This window comes from Agromyces sp. Y558 (assembly GCF_059445415.1).
Genome location: NZ_JCAIUH010000003.1, coordinates 477,566 through 494,045 on the forward strand (window position 1 = coordinate 477,566; position 16,480 = coordinate 494,045).

Here is a 16,480-nt window from a genome sequence, read left to right on the forward strand (position 1 = left end):
GAGCCTAGGGCTGTTGAGCCGCACGCGGCGGCCACAAGCGCGTCAACGACGTCAGTGTCGGTGCGGGCGTTTCGCAGTGGAGCCGCGAGTCGATCCCGATTTCTTCGGCAACAGGAGGGGTCTATGACGCTGTCGGGCAAGCAACTGCAGCAGCACGCCCGTGAGGTCGCGGGATCGCTCGATGACGTCACCCGTGAGCGGCCGTTCACCCCGCACCTTGACGTGTGGAAGGTGCATGACAAGGTTTTCCTCGTCGTCACCGACGATGATCCGGACCTGCAGATCATCACTGTGAAAGTTGATCCTCACCAGGGAGACGCGCTCCGCCGTGATATCGAATCCATCACAAGCGGCCGCTATTTCGACAAGAGGCACTGGATCTCCATCGGGCCCGGTTCCGGCATCACGAAAAAGCTCATCGAACACCTGGTGCACGCGTCCTACGACCTCGCAGACGGCCGCGAGCCGAGGGGGCAATCGTGAGCGAGACGCCGTCGCTGTTCGAAGTCGACGATGCTTCCCGGCCGCTGGCCGACCGGCTCCGGCCCCGCACCCTCCAGGATGTCGTCGGGCAGGGCCATGTTCTCGGGGCAGACGCGCCGATCGGGCGCATGGTCGACGCCCAGAGACTCGTATCGATGGTGCTGTGGGGACCGCCCGGGTGCGGGAAGACCACGATCGCGCGGCTCCTCGCCGAGCAGACCGACCTGGCGTTCGAACCGCTTTCCGCCACGTTCTCCGGCGTCGCCGACCTTCGTAAGGTGTTCCAGGTCGCGCAGCGTCGGCGCGAAGTCGGCCAGGGCACGCTGCTCTTCGTCGACGAGATCCACCGATTCAACCGCGCCCAGCAAGACTCGTTCCTGCCCTACGTCGAAGACGGCACCGTCATCCTCGTCGGCGCAACTACGGAGAATCCCAGCTTCGAACTCAACGGCGCGCTGCTGTCCCGCACACAGGTCTTCGTTCTGAAGCGCCTCGACGACGTCGCGCTCAGCACCCTCATCACCCGGGCCGAAGCGCTCGTCGGTCACCCGCTACCGCTGACTGATGATGCTCGCCAGGCGCTGATCGCGATGGCGGACGGCGACGGCCGCTACTTACTGAACATGATCGAACAGATCCACACCCTGCCCGCACCCGTCGACCCTGCCGCCCTCGCCGCCGCCGTGCAGAAACGGGCGCCGCTGTACGACAAAGCGCAGGAAGGCCACTACAACCTCATCTCCGCTCTCCACAAGTCGATGCGCGGCTCTGACCCGGATGCAGCCCTGTACTGGCTGGCACGGATGCTCGACGGCGGTGAAGACCCCCTGTTCATCGCCCGCCGCATCACCCGCTTCGCCACCGAAGACATCGGCATGGCCGACCCGAACGCCGTCCAACAGGCCCTCGCCGCCTGGGACGTCTACGAGCGTCTCGGCTCACCCGAGGGCGAACTTGCGATCGCGCAGGCGGTTCTCTACCTGGCGACTGCGCCGAAGTCCATCGGCGTCTACCGCGGGTTCAACAAAGCGCGCGCCGCTGCGAAACGCACCGGATCGCTGATGCCGCCCGCGCACATCCTCAATGCCCCAACCCGGCTCATGAAAGACCTGGGCTACGGCGATGGGTACCAGTACGACCCCGATACCGAGACCGGGTTCTCTGGCGCGAACTACTTCCCCGACGGTATGCCCAGGCAGACCTACTACGAACCCACCACCGGCGGATACGAGCGCGCCATCACCGAGCGGTTGCGTCACTGGGCGCAGCTGCGCCATGGCGATACTCCCCTCGAATCCGACGCGGACTAAGTCCCTATCGAAAGGAATGAAGGGTCTGCTGCATCGGCGAGTGACAGCTGCGATGGCGTGCCCGAGTTAGCCACGAACGATGTCGCTCGCCTCGAGTTCTCCTGATCAAGTTCAGTGGTGCTGCGCGGCGCAACCACCAGCCCAGCGTTGCCGGGCCGGTGTTCCAATACTCGTTGGATAAACGCGATTCGATCCAGAGCCCACCTCAGGTACTCGACGCCCGAAGGATTCGGAGCTCTGCCGGAAGCGAGCCGCGCCGATTGCAGAACGAGCGACACAGCGGAACCAAAGTCAGGCCGATTCACTCGAGTACGCCACCGCAGACTGGGTCGACCTGTAGAACCACCGCAGGCTCCACGGTAGCCTCGGGATGGTCCTGTCCGATGAGTTCCAGCAGACCTACTACGCGACCCAGCCGGGTCGCGCGCTCACACAACTCGTCTGGGTAGTTCTTGGGTGCTGCCATGACTCTCATCCTCCATGGGATCAGAGCCTCCACCGAACCCGGGGTGCATCACATGGCCCGCCTGCTGTGCAGCAGGTCAGCTCATCGGTCCCAATTGGGGGCCTCCACGTGGGCGTCTGCCATGGCCGCGGTGGTGAGCGCAGGGTTGCCGCGGCGGGCGAGAATGATGGTCCAGATGATGCCGGTGAGCAACAGCAGGCCGCCGGCGGCATTCCAGGCGATGTCGTACGGCAGGAGCTCGACCCCATATCGGATCTCGTGCAAGCGCAGGACCTTGTGGTCGATGATGCCGTCCCACATCTGGAACAAGCCAAGCCCAACCAGGAATCCCGCCCAGGCCGCGGCGGGCCAGAACGTTCGGCGGCGTCGGGCGTCGAGCATCAGGAAAAACCCGAAGACGAAGATGAACAGCTCCGCGGCGTGCAGCAGCCCGTCGGAGAGGAGGGCGATGTCTGGGGTGGCGTTGTCGTAGAAGTGGTGCCAGGCCAGGATCTGGTGGAAGACGATTTCGTCGATCGCTGCCATTGTCGCGATGCCGAGCAGAAACGCCGCCCAGTACGACCGATTCCGCAACGGCGACCCGCCCGCGCGGGTGGAAACACTGGTCATTTTGGTCGTCCCTTCGCTCATCCGGTCCGGCCGGCCGGGTGGTCAATCAGATGCGGCGCTCTCTGGAGGCGTCGCCCGGTGACGCGGTACCACTCCGCACACAGCAGCACGATCAACACGAAGTCGACCGCGTCACCGCCGTAGAACATGAGCTGCGCGCCGGCGTGCGCGTCCGCGGCGGCGACTCCAGGCAGTGGGGAGGCGTAGAGCAGTTTCGCGAGCACACCGTGCGCCGCCAGCGACACCACGAGCACGCCCGCGCGCATCGCGAACCCGGCCCTGTGCGGGGACGGGTCGACCGCCACCAACGACACCGTGTACAGGTAACCGGCTAGCAGGACATGCAGCATCACCAGCCAGTGCACCAGCATGACCTGCTGCATCAGCTCGTACAGCGGCGTGAGATACAGCACCCACAGGCCACCGACATTCAGCACTGCCGCCACGATCGGGTGGGTCAGCACCCGTCCGAGCGGGCTGCGTAGCAGCCGGCTCAACCGCCTCGCCGGCACGACGCTCATCGTCCGCAGCGCCAAAGTCATCGGAGCGGCCAGTACCAGAAGCAACGGCGCCACCATCCCGACCAGCAGGTGGGCTCCCATATGTGCGGTGAAACTCTCGTGTGCAGCCGACGCGAGCGGGCCGGCAAAGCCTGCAACAGCCGAAGTCAAGCCGAGAACCCAGAAGACGCTGCGATACCAGGGCCAAGCCCGACCGCGCCGACCAGCGCTCACCGACGCGGCGACATAGACAAGCGCTGCCAACACGAACGGGGCCACAAGAATGAGGTCCAGGCCGACTCCGCTCGGACCCATCTCATGCACATGCGCCGTATCCGTTCCCAACCACCACCCTCGTCAGCGATGCATCCCACGCCGCACCCCGTTGCCTGAAGGTAGCCCGCAGCCACCGGTGCACACACGGCCTTGACACGAGCGCGGACCATTTGTGTATGGGCATCGGCCACGCCGACGGCTCTACGAGAATGGGAGGCATGTATCGGGAGTGGGAACTGCCTCAAGCGCGTCCGGTGCGCCTGGTCGATTGATGCGACAACGAGTGGTTCGTGGACCCAGCCAGCGATCGAGTTCTGGCGGCTCGGAATCAGCTCGACATCCGACGGCATAGGGGTTCAATTTGTCGGTCCGGCTGCTCACCCGCAACGCTTTGAGGTGCAGGCAGGCGACCGGCTCTGGGGACTATAGCTACACGCATACGTGTTACTGCGCTGAAGATCTGCACTGTACCGTTTTGTGACAGACGAATTCTCTCTACGCCATGTGCCCAATAGCGCGTCCGGGTCGCACGTTTTCAGTCGCGGACGCGGATCCGCATGCGGGCAATGCGCACGGGTGCTACTGCCTCGGGCAGTCCGCACTCTGATCCACGCGCGTGGAGGCGCAGTGTATCGGGGCGTCAGCGCCGCCTGCGAGGCTTGATTGGGCGCTCAATTGGTGAGCCGTGCCCAACGACGTGCCACCATCCGCAATATGGGCACTGCACTGCACTGGCACCCTTTAACACCCAGCGGCGACTGTCACAGCCTCTGCCTGGGTTCCGATCGGTGCACGACCCGTGCGACATTTCACGCCTCTCATGCGTCGACATATCGGGCAGTTCCGACATCGTTGATCGCCGGTGAACGCCACGTGCTCCATGTACTCATGGGCGAGCTCGACGAAGAGCGAGTCGGGCGTGAGTCCCTCACCCGTCGTGTGGGCTGCTTCGTACTCCACGCCGACCGCTTCGACCAACGTCCGACGTGCTCGCGCCCTAGAGGCCGCGCGGATGCGGAGCTTGCCGTAGCTCCCGTCGATGCGACGGAATTTGACGGTGCCGCGAACGCGTCCGTCGGGCAGGTCGTGGTACGTGATCTCCCCGTGTGAGCCGGGTTCCATTTTGCTGCGTGGCATTGCAATCGCCCTCTATCTTCGCAGAGCAGGAGGCCATCACCGTGTTCACCGTCGGTCCGTTCGGGCCCTCAGCCAGGCCAGAACGTTCTCGCGGCTGTATCGCAGATGCTTGCCGAGCTTGGTGGCCTTCGGGCCGGTCCCTTCGAGACGCCAGTGATAGATCGTCTCTTTGGACAGCTGCAGGTACTGCGCCAACTCGTCGACGCTCAGGTAGTCCCCGAGCTCGTCGACGAACCGCGATGCCGGAACGGTGGGTTGGGTTGATGTGCTCATACTCCTCAGGAGTGCGCATCAAGCCGAAAATGCTTGCTGTCTCAGGACTTCGCATGTGGATGCCTGTGGCGGCCCGTCGTCGTTTTGAAAAAGGTCCCAAAAAGGCCACAAGGGCCCATTTTCGGCCTTTTCAACGAAAAGAACCCCTGACAAATCTTGCGATTCATCAGGGGTTTTTGGTGGATCTGAGGGGACTCGAACCCCTGACCCCCTGCATGCCATGCAGGTGCGCTACCAGCTGCGCCACAGACCCGTAAACCCCGTGCGGGGCAACGAATTGAGCTTACACCAGCCCCTGCCCGCGAAAGAAATCGAGCGGACCTCGACCAGCGGATGCCGCGACGGTCAGTTGCTCGCGGCGAGCAGCGGCGCCACCGGCAGTGCCGGACAGTCGGCCCAGAGCCGCTCGAGGCCATAGTAGAGCCGCTCTTCCTGGTGAAAGACGTGCACAACGAGGTCGCCGAAATCGAGCAGGATCCAGCGGCCCGTCTGGTGGCCCTCACGCCGTCGCGTCGGAGTGCCGGCACGTCCGAGCACCTCTTCGATCTCGTCGGCGATCGCGACAACGTTGCGTTCGGAGTTGCCGGTCACGAGGAGGAACACGTCGGCGAAGGGAAGCGGGGCCGACACGTCGAGAGCGACGAGGTCGTCGCCGCCCTTCGAGTCAGCTGCCCGCGCCGCCAGCGCGAGTGTGTCGAGTGCTTGGTCGGATGCGGTCATGCGCTCACTTCCGGTGGGTGATGGATATCTCGGATCAGAACAACCCGGAGATCGAGCCGATGACGAGGGTCGCGACGACGCCGAGCGCGAGCACACCGGCGGTGACGGCGAGCACGAGCGGCAGGTTCATGCCCTCTTTCTTCGGCGGTGCGATCATGGCACGCGAAGCGCCCTGTGTACTGATCGCGCGGGTCGCCGAGACGGGCGCGGCGCCGGCGCCGACGTCTTCGACCTGGTCGAAGAGACGATCGACGTCGGAGGAATCGATATGACTCGGGTGCACCCCCGTCGCCCCGTAGGAGCGCGGGAGGTCGATCGAGCCGGTGGCGATGATCTCACCGCTCGACGCAATCGGATCGCCGATCGAACCGTTGTCGGGAAGCGTCGGGAGGATCAGCGCGTTCGTCGTGGTCGGAACACCGTGGCTCACGCCGCCACGTGAAAGCAACTGGTCGAAGGGTTCGGCCGATTCCACAGGGGTGTTCAGCTGCGACGTCCAGTGGCCGACTGCAGCCGACACTGGGGCCGCAGGATCGGCCTGTCGCGGTGGACGCGTCGGGCTCGCTGCTGCGGGAGGCGGCACCGCAGGCCCAGGCTGCGGGAGGCCAGCGGAGTACTGCGCGGCCTCTTCCTCTTCTTCGAGGTCGAACTCGTCGAGTTGGTTGGAGTCGAGCATCGCGCGAAGCTCACGCCGGGTGAGGGTGCGCTCCGGCGTCGTCGGCTCTTCGGCAACAGGCCACGGCTGCTCTTGGGGTGATGCCGGGCGGACGTTCAACGGCGCCCCCTGCTGCGGAGGCTGCTGGGGCTCCCACGGAATCTGCTGCTGCGGAGGCTGCTGGGGCTCCCACGGAATCTGCTGCTGCGGAGGCTGCTGGGGCTCCCACGGAATCTGCTGCTGCGGGGCCTGCTCCACTGCGGGCGGCTGCGGCACGGCTGGAGCCGGCGGCACCGGGCGCGGAGCGAACGGGCTCTGCTGCTGCGGCGGCGCTGCGTACGGCGAAGTGGGTTCTGCGAACGCACCAGCGGGCCGGGGCGCTGCATACGCAGGGTCCGAGGCCGACACCGGGAGCGCCGGCGCGGGGACCGCTTGCGCGGGAGCCACGGGAACAGGCTGCGGCGGCACAGGAGCAGGAGCAGGAACCGCCGGCGGGGCATCCGGGCTCGCTGAAGGAACCTGCTGCTCCAGCAGACGCTCACGTTCGCGTATTTCGCGGCGCGTCAGCGGCAGATCCTGCGACGACGTCATTCGACACTCCGGTAGAGATGGTGCTTGGAGATGTACTGGACGACCCCATCGGGCACCAAGTACCAAACCGGGAAACCCCGGCGCACCCTGCTCCGGCAATCGGTCGACGAGATCGCTAGTGCCGGAACCTCCAGCAAGCTTACGTCTTGCTCCGGCAATCCAGAAACAGACAGCACATGTCCCGGACGACTCACAGCAACGAAGTGCGCCAGATCCCAGAGTTCCCGCACGTCTTTCCAGGAGAGGATCTGTGCGATGGCGTCGGCGCCGGTGATGAAGTAGAGGTCGGCATCGGGGCGTTCACGGCGGATGTCGCGCAGCGTGTCGATCGTGAACGTCGGCTTCTCGCGGTCGATATCAACGCGGCTCACGGTGAACATCGGGTTCGAGGCTGTGGCGATGACCGTCATCAGATAGCGATGCTCGGCCTGGGTGACGTTCGACTTGTAGCTCGGCTGGCCGGTCGGCACGAACACGACCTCGTCGAGATCGAGTGACCGCGCCACTTCGCTCGCGGCGACGAGGTGGCCGTGGTGAATGGGGTCGAATGTACCGCCCATCACCCCGATTCGAGGCCGACGCTCCGCGACCGTCATCGCGCGCTCGCCAACCTCAGTGGCCGCCGTGCTCGTCTCCGGAGTGCCGCGCGGCGTAGGCCGCGGCCTTGGCGCTGTGGCGGTTGGCGACGTCGCGGTACGACGCGACGACGAACCCGAGCGCAGCGAAGATGACGATCGCGATGAGGCCGTAGACCCAGGTCTCCATCGGCAGTTCCCTCGCGTGCACCGTCTCGGTCAACACGGTCGAGGTCTGTACTGCGGTGGCTAGGCTCATTCGCCATTCCTTTCGAATCCTGCGGGTCGTGCTCCGAACAGTCTAGCGAGGTCAGTCGCGCACGTGCCCGGCACCGCGCACGATCCACTTCGTGCTGGTGAGTTCGGGGAGCCCCATCGGCCCACGGGCGTGCAGCTTCTGCGTGGAGATGCCGACCTCTGCGCCGAACCCGAACTCCGCGCCGTCGGTGAAGCGGGTGGACGCGTTGACCATGACCGCCGCGGCGTCGACCTCGTTGAGGAACCGTTCCGCGTTGCCGAGATCGTTCGTGACGATCGACTCCGTGTGCTTGGTGGAGTACCGCCGGATGTGGCGGAGAGCGCCGTCGAGCGAGTCGACGACACCGACCGAGATGTCCAGTGACATGTGCTCGGTCGCCCAGTCCTCATCGGTGACCGCCTCGACCTCGGGACGGATCGCGCGCACGCGCTCGTCGCCGTGCACGGTGACACCGGATGCCTCGAGACGAGCCAGCACCGGAGGAAGCAGACGCTCGGCCGCGCCCGCGTGCACCAGCAACGTCTCGAGTGCGTTGCAGACGCTCGGCCGTTGCGTCTTGGCATTGTGTACGAGATCGACCGCCCAGTCTTCGCGGGCGCTCTCGTCGAGGAACATGTGCACGACGCCGGCTCCCGTTTCGATGACCGGCACCTTCGCCTCTTCGACGACGGCTCGGATGAGGCCGGCGCTGCCCCGCGGGATCAGCACGTCGACGTAGGCGCGGGCCTGCATGAGATGGCGGGCCCCTGCGCGGCCGAAGTCGTCGACGGTCTGCACCGCATCGGCCGGCAGGCCGACCGAGTCGAGCGCGTCGCGGAGTACCCCGAGGAGCACCCGGTTCGTCTGTTCAGCCGCCGTGCCGCCGCGGAGCACCACGGCGTTGCCGCTCTTGAGTGCGAGCACTGCGATGTCGATCGTGACGTTCGGTCGTGCCTCGTAGATGGCGCCGATGACGCCGAGCGGCACTCGGATCTGATCGATGCGCACGCCATTGGGCAGCGAGCGGCCGCTCACGGTGTCGCCGACTGGATCAGCGAGGCCGATCACTTCGCGAACCGCATCGGCGAGTGCGCTGATCCGCCGTTCGTCGAGCGTGAGCCGGTCGAGCAGCCCTGATGCGAGCCCGGCCGCGCGACCCGCTTCGAGGTCGGCGCCGTTCGCTGCAATGATCGCTTCCGAACGAGCCGTGAGCAGCACTGCGACCTGGTCGAGCGCCGCATCCCTCTCAGCCGTCGTGGCCTGCGCCAGGCGGCGGGAGGCGTCTTTCGCGGCAACGAGGCGGGTGTCGATCACCGAGGTGTCGAGGTCGGTCTGCTCCATGCGACCAGCCTAGGTGAGCGGCGTGTCGACCGTCACCGTGTGACGGTCGTCACCGTCGCTGGGCGCCCTTCGGGGCAGGATCGAACCAAGTGCCGACCGCTGCGCCGGTGAGTGCCTCCGAGACGAGCGGAGTCGAAGTGATGAGCACGGAGGCGCCGGCTTCAGCGGCGATACGGGCTGCGGAGACCTTGGTCTCCGCTCCCCCGACTCCGACTCCGGCGCGGCCGGCCGCCCCGATCTCGACGCCCGCGAGGGGGTCACCGAACGGCACGTGCTCGATGCGCACCGCGCCATCGAGATGCGGCGGCTTCGTGTAGAGCGCGTCGACATCGGAAAGCAGGATGAGAAGCTCAGCGCCGATCAGCTCGGCGACGAGGGCCGCGAGCCGGTCATTGTCGCCGAACCGGATCTCATGGGTCGCGACGGTGTCGTTCTCGTTCACGATCGGCAGGATCCGGAGGGAGAGCAACCGGTCCATCGCGCGCTGCGCGTTCGAGCGGGGCGTGGCGTTCTCGAGATCGCCGGCGGTCAGCAGCACCTGACCGGCAAGTACCCCGTAACGGTCGAGACTCGTCTGGTAGCGCCACATCAACACGTTCTGGCCGACCGCGGCAGCCGCCTGCTGCGTGGCGAGGTCTGTGGGTCGGCCGTCGAGGCTGAGGAACGGGATCGCCGTGGCGATCGCCCCTGACGACACGAGCACGACCTCGGCGCCGCGAGCATGCACGGCAGCAAGGGCATCGACCAACGGCCCGATCTGTTCGGCGTTCTCACCGCTGATCGACGAGGAACCGACCTTCACGACGATGCGGGTCGCCGCCGGGATCTCGGATCGAGTGCGAGGCGTCATGCGCGCTCCTCGCTGCTCGAGTCCTCCCCGTCGTCGGACACGGCTGCAGGTGCTGGGCCGTCGGCGTCGCTGCCGGCGGCAGCCTCTGCGGCAGTCTGCTCATCGAGCTCCGACCACATGCCTGCGCCGCGCTCACGCTCGAGCTCGGCACGTGCCTCGGCCTTCGCGTCCATGCGCTCGTAATACTCGCTTCGACGCTCGGCGCGAGTGGCACGCCGGTTCTCGTCGAGACGGATGTCGGACCCGCGCGGTGCGGTGATGAGCTCGGCGGTCGACGTGAGCGTCGGCTCCCAATCGAAGACGACCCCGGCACCCTTGCCGATGACGACGGCCGAGCCTGCGTCGGCGCCGGCGCGCACGAGCGCGTCTTCGACGCCGAGCTTCGCGAGACGATCGGCGAGGAAGCCGACCGCCTCGTCGTTCGTGAAGTCCGTCTGCTGAACCCACCGCTCGGGCTTCTGTCCGAGCACGCGGTACAGGGTGCCGTAGCTGCCGCCCTCTGCCCGCACGGTGAAGCCGGGATCGTTGGAGGACTTCGGACGCATGACGATGCGTTCGGGCGCAGGCTCAGCTGCCGCCTCGGCGCGGCTTGCGTCGACGAGTTCGCCGAGCGCGAAGCCCAACTGGCGAAGTCCCTCGTGGCTGACCGTGGAGATTTCGAACACGCGGTAGCCACGGGACTCGAGCTCGGGACGCACGAAGTCGGCGAGCTCACGTGCCTCGGGCACGTCGATCTTGTTGAGGGCGACGAGCTGCGGGCGATCGAGCAGCGGCACCTGCCCTTCGGGAACGGGGTAGGCGGCCAACTCGCCGAGGATCACCTCGAGGTCGGTGATCGGGTCGCGACCGGGCTCGAGGGTGGCGCAATCGACGACGTGCAGGAGCGCTGTGCAGCGTTCGACGTGACGGAGGAACTCGAGCCCGAGCCCCTTGCCCTCGCTCGCACCCTCGATGAGGCCGGGCACGTCGGCCATGGTGAAGCGGTGGTCGCCCGCCTGCACGACACCGAGGTTCGGGTGCAGAGTCGTGAACGGGTAGTCGGCGATCTTCGGTCGAGCCGCTGACAGCGCAGCGATGAGGCTCGACTTGCCCGCCGATGGATAGCCGACGAGCGCGACATCCGCGATGGTCTTCAGTTCGAGCGTGATCTCGACCTCGTCGCCGAGGGTGCCGAGCAGGGCGAAGCCGGGCGCCTTTCGCTTCGTGCTCGAGAGTGCGGCATTGCCGAGGCCGCCGAGGCCGCCGGCGGAGGCGACGTAGCGGGTACCCGGCTCGGTGAGGTCGGCGAGTTCGACGCCGTGCTCGTCTTTGACGACCGTGCCGACGGGCACGGGCATTTCGAGAGTCTCGCCGAGCGCACCGGAGCGGTGGTCGCCCATGCCGGGCTGGCCATTGGAGGAGCTGCGGTGCGAACGCCCGTGATAGGCGAGGAGGGTGGTCACCTGCGGGTCTGCAACGAGCACGATGTCGCCGCCGTGCCCGCCGTTGCCGCCGTCGGGGCCCGCGAGGGGCTTGAACTTCTCACGGCGCACCGAGACGCAGCCGTTCCCGCCATGACCGGCACGCAGGAACAGCGTCACCTCGTCGACGAAGCTGACCATGCTGCACTCTCCAAACCGATGAAAACACGTGAGGGCGAGCCGAAGCCCGCCCTCACGAAAACCGTCGATCGACTATTCGCCGACCGCCACGATGTTGATGACCTTGCGGCCGCCCTTGTGACCGAACTGCACCGCGCCGGCCTCGAGTGCGAACAGGGTGTCGTCGCCACCGCGACCGACGCCCGCGCCCGGGTGGAAGTGGGTGCCGCGCTGGCGGACGATGATCTCGCCTGCGCCGACGACCTGGCCACCGAAGCGCTTCACGCCGAGGCGCTGTGCGTTGGAGTCACGACCGTTGCGAGTAGAGCTCGCTCCCTTTTTGTGTGCCATTAGCTGCTCTCCTCAGGCTCTACTTGATTCCGGTGACCTTGACGCGCGTCAGGTCTTGACGGTGACCCTGGCGCTTCTTGTAACCGGTCTTGTTCTTGAACTTCTGAATCACGATCTTCGGGCCGCGGAGGTCGTTGAGAACCTCGGCCGTGACCGTGATCTTCTCGAGCGACTTCGCGTCGGAGGTGATCTTGTCGCCGTCGACGAGGAGCACCGCGGCGAGCGTGACGTTGCCGTCTTTATCTGCCTTGACGCGATCCATCGTCACGATGGTGCCGACTTCGACCTTCTCCTGCCGACCGCCGGCGCGCACTACTGCGTAAACCACTCTTCGTACCTATCTCTGGGGAAACCCGGGGGCTCCGACTGTCTGATGGGGTGTCACTGCGCGGGACCTCAGCGGGAAGAAGGGGTCGTCACTGCCAGAAAACGCGGGTGCAGATGAACTGCTGTGCAGATGAACTGCAGTGGGCACACCGGGATAAGCGGTGGCGCCAACGGTCGAGTTTATCTGATGTATGGGGGCCGGTCAAACGCGCGGCCCGCGGCGAGTCGTGACCACTCGCGCATAGGATCGCAAACATGACCGTGCTGATCGACACGCCGCTCTGGCCGAAGCACGGAACCGTGTGGGCGCACCTCGTCAGCGACGAGTCGATCGATGAGCTCCACGCGTTCGCGCAGCGAGCCGATCTCCCGCCGAGATCCTTCGATCTCGACCACTACGACGTGCCGGTCGAACGCTACGACGACCTCGTGGCGGCGGGCGCCCAGGCCGTCTCGCCGAGGGAACTCGTGCTGCGACTCCGCCGAAGCGGGCTGCGCGTCACGCCGCGTGAACGACGCAAACGCGCAGCCCGGCGATCACTCGGCTGAGTCGGATGCCCCGTCGTCGCCCGAGCCGTCGGCCCGCGTGATGACGGGCGTCGCGCCGGCCGTGCTGAGTGCCGCCGTCGAGACACGACGACTGCGCGTGCGCCCTTCGCCGGCCTTCTTCGGAGCCGGCAGTGCATCGAGCACCGAATCGAGGAGCACCTCGGTCTCGGCGACGCGCGCCGGGCGCTTGCGCTCCACCGGCGGCGCGGGCAGATCGAGGACCTGCGGAACCCCGGGCGCCGCCTTGGGCGCCTCGTCGGCCGCCTTGGGCGCCTCGTCGGCCGTCTTGGGCGCCTCGTCGGCAGCAGAGGCCACAGCTGCGGCACCCTGCTCCTGGGAGACCCGACGATGACGGCCGCGGCGACGGGAGCCCGTCGACTCGGCTGACTTCTCGGTGGCATCGGCCTTGGGGGCGCGTTCGGTGACGGTCGATTCGGCCGCTGGCGTCTCGCCCGCGGCATCCGTCTCGTGCTTCTGCTCGGTGTGCGGAATCGTCGATGCCGCGATCTGGGCGAGCGCGTTCTTCACGTCGTCGGTGATGGCGTGGGTACCGGTGTGCGTCTTCGGTTCAGCGGGCGACTGCGCCGACTGCTGCTGGTTGCCGCCCCGTCCGCGCCGACGCTCGGGCTGCTGCTGCTGCGCCGAGCGGTGCTTCACGACGGGCTCGTGGTGCACGATGATGCCGCGGCCCGCACAGATCTCGCAGGGCTCGCTGAACGACTCGAGCAGCCCGAGACCGAGCTTCTTGCGCGTCATCTGCACGAGGCCGAGCGAGGTGACCTCGGCGACCTGGTGCTTCGTGCGGTCCCTGGAGAGACACTCGACGAGACGTCGCAGCACGAGATCGCGGTTGGTCTCGAGCACCATGTCGATGAAGTCGACGACGATGATGCCGCCGATGTCGCGGAGCCGGAGCTGTCGAACGATCTCTTCGGCCGCCTCGAGGTTGTTCTTCGTGACCGTCTCTTCGAGGTTGCCGCCAGAGCCGACGAACTTGCCAGTGTTGACGTCGACGACGGTCATCGCCTCGGTGCGGTCGATCACGAGCGAGCCACCCGAGGGCAGCCACACCTTGCGGTCGAGCGCCTTCTCGATCTGTTCGCTGATGCGGAACTCATCGAAGGAGTCCCGCTCGCCGGCGTATGCGTCGACGCGCTCGAGGAGGTCGGGAGCGACGGCACGAAGGTACCGCTCGATGGTCTGTCGCGCGTCGTCGCCCTCGATGACCATCTTCTGGAAGTCTTCGTTGAAGACGTCGCGCACGATCTTGATGAGCAGGTCGGGCTCGGAGTGCAGCAGCGCAGGTGCTTGCACCTTCTCGAGCTGGGTGGCGATCTCGGCCCACTGCGCGATGAGGCGGTTCACATCGAGCGTGAGTTGCTCTTCGGTCGCGCCCTCGGCGGCGGTGCGCACGATGACGCCCTGATTGTCGGGCAGCACCTCTTTGAGGATCTTCTTCAGACGTGCGCGCTCGGTGTCGGGGAGCTTGCGGCTGATGCCGTTCATCGAACCGTTGGGCACGTACACGAGGTAGCGACCGGGCAACGAGACCTGGCTCGTGAGCCGGGCGCCCTTGTGGCCGACCGGGTCTTTCGTGACCTGCACGAGCACTCGGTCGCCGGGCTTCAAGGCGAGCTCGATGCGGCGAGGCTGGTTCTTCTCGCCGTTCTCGGCTGCGGCCTCCCAATCGACTTCGCCCGAGTAGAGCACCGCATTGCGGCCCCGGCCGATGTCGACGAACGCGGCTTCCATGCTCGGCAGCACGTTCTGCACGCGGCCGAGGTAGACGTTGCCGATGAGCGACGCCTCTTGGTTGCGGGCGACGTAGTGCTCGACGAGCACACCGTCTTCGAGCACGCCGATCTGGATGCGGCCGCCCTTCTCGCGCACGACCATCGAGCGATCGACCGACTCGCGTCGGGCGAGGAACTCGGCCTCGGTGATCACCGCACGTCGGCGTCCGGCGTCGCGGCCGTCGCGCCGGCGCTGCTTCTTCGCCTCGAGTCGGGTCGAGCCCTTGACCTTCTGCGGCTCTGTGATGAGCTCGACCTCGCGGGGCTGGCGCACCTTGACGACCGTGTTGGCCGGCTCGTCGGTGTTCGAACGCCCCTCTTCGCCGCTCCGGCGTCGAGTGCGCCGGCGAACCGTCGAGGACTCCTCGTCGTCTTGGTCACGGTCGCGGTCGCGATCACTACCTTCGCGGTCGCGATCGCGGTCGCGATCACTACCTCCGCGGTCGCGGTCACTACCTCCGCGGTCGCGATCGCGACTGCCTGGGTCGCGGTCGCCACGCTCCGAGCGTTCGGGGTGATCCGGGCGCTCCGATGCGACGAGCACCGGCGGCGCGTGGAAGATCAGCGACGTCGTCGTGAGCGCCGCCGGGATCGGCGAAACCGATGCGGGCGGCTCCGACTCCTTCTCGGGCTCCGGTGTCGACGGCGCTTCGACCTCGGGCGCGACGGATGCTCCGGCGCTGCCCTCGACCGCGGTACCCGTGCCGACCGGAAGCGACGCCTCGACGGCGCTGCGCTCGTGGTCTTCGGCATCAGCGGCCGGGCTCGACTGCGTGACCGCGGCTTCCGTTACCGGAATCGCCGGCGCTTCGGCCGCCACCACCGGATCGGTCGCCTTCGATCGGCCACCGCGACGCGAGCCAAACAGGCCTCCACGCCGTCGGGCCGGGCCGTTGCCGGGCTCGGGTTCGTTCGTGTTCTTCTCGTTGCCTTCCACCATCTCTGGTGCACTCCTACGCCGGTTTCCGACGGCCGCGCCGTCGTACCGTACTCGTCTGGAGCGGCCTCGCGCTTCGCGCTGAGCCGCTGAATCCTTCATAACTGCGACCGGCAGGTTGCCTTGTCGCCACGTCTCGCGGTGCGTTCACCGCCTACTCGGATGCGCTGCATCCTCAAGCCCTCATTGGCGTCGTGTCGGGCGCGGCCCGGACGACTCATTCGATTATCGCATGCTCTCGCAGCCGAGGGCGGAATCGGCATGCCATAATCCGAGCATGCCGGACTCCTCCCGACGTTCCCGACCCGTCGCCCTCGCGATCTTCTTCATCATCGCAGGCGCTCTCGGCCTCTATGCTGCGTTCGAACTCTCGGTCGAGAAGGTGCTCACGCTGGCCGATCCCGCCCACGTGCCAGCGTGCAATGTCGGCGTGCTCGTCGGTTGCGGCACGAACCTCGAATCGTGGCAGGGCGGGGTGTTCGGCTTCCCGAACCCGTTCATCGGCCTCATGGCCTGGCCCGTGCTGATCACGGTCGGGGTGGCGATCCTCGCCGGTGCAACGTTCGCCCGCTGGTTCTGGGTGCTCTTCAACATCGGCGTCGCCGGGGCGCTCGTCTTCGTGGGGTGGCTCATCTTCCAGAGCATCTACGTGCTCGATGTGCTCTGCCCGTGGTGCATGCTCACGTGGGCGGTCACGATTCCGACTTTCTGGGCTCTCACGCTCTACAACCTGCGCGAAGGTCATATTCCGGCATCGGCACGTATTCGCCGTCTCGCCGGTACCTGGCTCGCCTGGGTCCCGCTCATCACCGTGGTCTGCTACGCAGTGGTCGTGCTGCTCGCGCAGGCGCAGATGAACGCGATCCCTCGGGTCATGATCGACCTGCAGAACCTGTTCCGCTGAGCCGGAACGGTCGCG

Annotated in this window: 17 protein-coding genes and 1 tRNA gene; 4 read left to right on the forward strand and 14 right to left on the reverse strand. The window is 66.6% G+C overall.

Annotation, left to right across the window (positions count from 1 at the left end; genetic code table 11):
* Positions 1–123: 123 nt before the first annotated feature.
* A complete protein-coding gene (locus AC1C2T_RS17135) occupies positions 124–483 on the forward strand; it encodes an MmcQ/YjbR family DNA-binding protein (protein WP_495386087.1) in 360 nt (119 codons plus the stop codon).
* Positions 480–1,793, forward strand: a complete 1,314-nt coding sequence (locus AC1C2T_RS17140) for a replication-associated recombination protein A (protein ID WP_495386088.1) — start codon at positions 480–482, stop codon at positions 1,791–1,793. The genes AC1C2T_RS17135 and AC1C2T_RS17140 overlap by 4 nt, the downstream gene beginning before the upstream one ends.
* Positions 1,794–2,340: 547 nt before the next feature.
* On the opposite strand, the gene AC1C2T_RS17145 is transcribed toward AC1C2T_RS17140, so the two are convergent.
* The 13 genes from AC1C2T_RS17145 to rplU form a co-directional block, all read right to left on the reverse strand.
* Positions 2,341–2,889, reverse strand: a complete 549-nt coding sequence (locus AC1C2T_RS17145) for a DUF2243 domain-containing protein (RefSeq protein ID WP_495360124.1) — start codon at positions 2,887–2,889, stop codon at positions 2,341–2,343.
* Positions 2,886–3,713 carry a cytochrome c oxidase assembly protein gene (locus AC1C2T_RS17150; protein ID WP_495386089.1) on the reverse strand — a complete coding sequence of 276 codons (828 nt, stop codon included), beginning with the start codon at positions 3,711–3,713 and terminating at the stop codon, positions 2,886–2,888. Before AC1C2T_RS17150 ends, AC1C2T_RS17145 begins: the two co-directional genes overlap by 4 nt.
* Before the next feature lie 1,113 nt (positions 3,714–4,826).
* Entirely contained in the window at positions 4,827–5,054 is a 228-nt protein-coding gene (locus tag AC1C2T_RS17155; RefSeq protein ID WP_188742480.1) for a helix-turn-helix transcriptional regulator, read from the reverse strand.
* A 177-nt stretch (positions 5,055–5,231) separates the two neighbouring features.
* Positions 5,232–5,307, reverse strand: a tRNA-Ala gene (locus AC1C2T_RS17160).
* 92 nt (positions 5,308–5,399) lie between these two features.
* Entirely contained in the window at positions 5,400–5,774 is a 375-nt protein-coding gene (gene rsfS / locus AC1C2T_RS17165; protein ID WP_495360194.1) for a ribosome silencing factor, read from the reverse strand.
* A 34-nt stretch (positions 5,775–5,808) separates the two neighbouring features.
* Entirely contained in the window at positions 5,809–6,705 is an 897-nt protein-coding gene (locus AC1C2T_RS17170; protein ID WP_495386090.1) for a hypothetical protein, read from the reverse strand.
* Between the two features lie 311 nt (positions 6,706–7,016).
* Complete coding sequence (gene nadD / locus AC1C2T_RS17175; protein WP_495360196.1) at positions 7,017–7,616, reverse strand: nicotinate-nucleotide adenylyltransferase; 600 nt, start codon at positions 7,614–7,616, stop codon at positions 7,017–7,019.
* Positions 7,617–7,632: 16 nt separating this feature from the next.
* Positions 7,633–7,854, reverse strand: a complete 222-nt coding sequence (locus AC1C2T_RS17180; RefSeq protein ID WP_495360197.1) for a hypothetical protein — start codon at positions 7,852–7,854, stop codon at positions 7,633–7,635.
* 51 nt (positions 7,855–7,905) lie between these two features.
* Positions 7,906–9,174: a glutamate-5-semialdehyde dehydrogenase gene (locus AC1C2T_RS17185; protein ID WP_495386091.1), complete on the reverse strand. Its 1,269-nt coding sequence runs from the start codon at positions 9,172–9,174 to the stop codon at positions 7,906–7,908.
* A gap of 49 nt (positions 9,175–9,223) precedes the next feature.
* On the reverse strand, positions 9,224–10,024 hold the full coding sequence (gene proB, locus AC1C2T_RS17190; protein ID WP_495360200.1) for a glutamate 5-kinase: 801 nt from the start codon (positions 10,022–10,024) through the stop codon (positions 9,224–9,226).
* Positions 10,021–11,625 carry a GTPase ObgE gene (gene obgE, locus AC1C2T_RS17195; RefSeq protein ID WP_495360201.1) on the reverse strand — a complete coding sequence of 535 codons (1,605 nt, stop codon included), beginning with the start codon at positions 11,623–11,625 and terminating at the stop codon, positions 10,021–10,023. Before obgE ends, proB begins: the two co-directional genes overlap by 4 nt.
* A 72-nt stretch (positions 11,626–11,697) precedes the next feature.
* A complete protein-coding gene (gene rpmA, locus AC1C2T_RS17200) occupies positions 11,698–11,955 on the reverse strand; it encodes a 50S ribosomal protein L27 (RefSeq protein WP_022892059.1) in 258 nt (85 codons plus the stop codon).
* A 19-nt stretch (positions 11,956–11,974) separates the two neighbouring features.
* On the reverse strand, positions 11,975–12,283 hold the full coding sequence (gene rplU / locus AC1C2T_RS17205) for a 50S ribosomal protein L21 (RefSeq protein WP_495353896.1): 309 nt from the start codon (positions 12,281–12,283) through the stop codon (positions 11,975–11,977).
* Between the two features lie 254 nt (positions 12,284–12,537).
* On the opposite strand from rplU, the gene AC1C2T_RS17210 reads away from it, so the two are divergent.
* The gene (locus AC1C2T_RS17210; protein ID WP_495386092.1) at positions 12,538–12,831 is read left to right on the forward strand and encodes a DUF4031 domain-containing protein; all 294 of its coding nucleotides are present in this window, start codon (positions 12,538–12,540) and stop codon (positions 12,829–12,831) included.
* On the opposite strand, the gene AC1C2T_RS17215 is transcribed toward AC1C2T_RS17210, so the two are convergent.
* Complete coding sequence (locus tag AC1C2T_RS17215; protein WP_495386093.1) at positions 12,820–15,564, reverse strand: Rne/Rng family ribonuclease; 2,745 nt, start codon at positions 15,562–15,564, stop codon at positions 12,820–12,822. The genes AC1C2T_RS17210 and AC1C2T_RS17215 overlap by 12 nt on opposite strands.
* Before the next feature lie 274 nt (positions 15,565–15,838).
* Between AC1C2T_RS17215 and AC1C2T_RS17220 the strand changes: the two genes are divergently transcribed.
* Positions 15,839–16,465, forward strand: a complete 627-nt coding sequence (locus AC1C2T_RS17220; RefSeq protein WP_495386094.1) for a vitamin K epoxide reductase family protein — start codon at positions 15,839–15,841, stop codon at positions 16,463–16,465.
* The last annotated feature ends 15 nt before the right edge of the window (positions 16,466–16,480 follow it).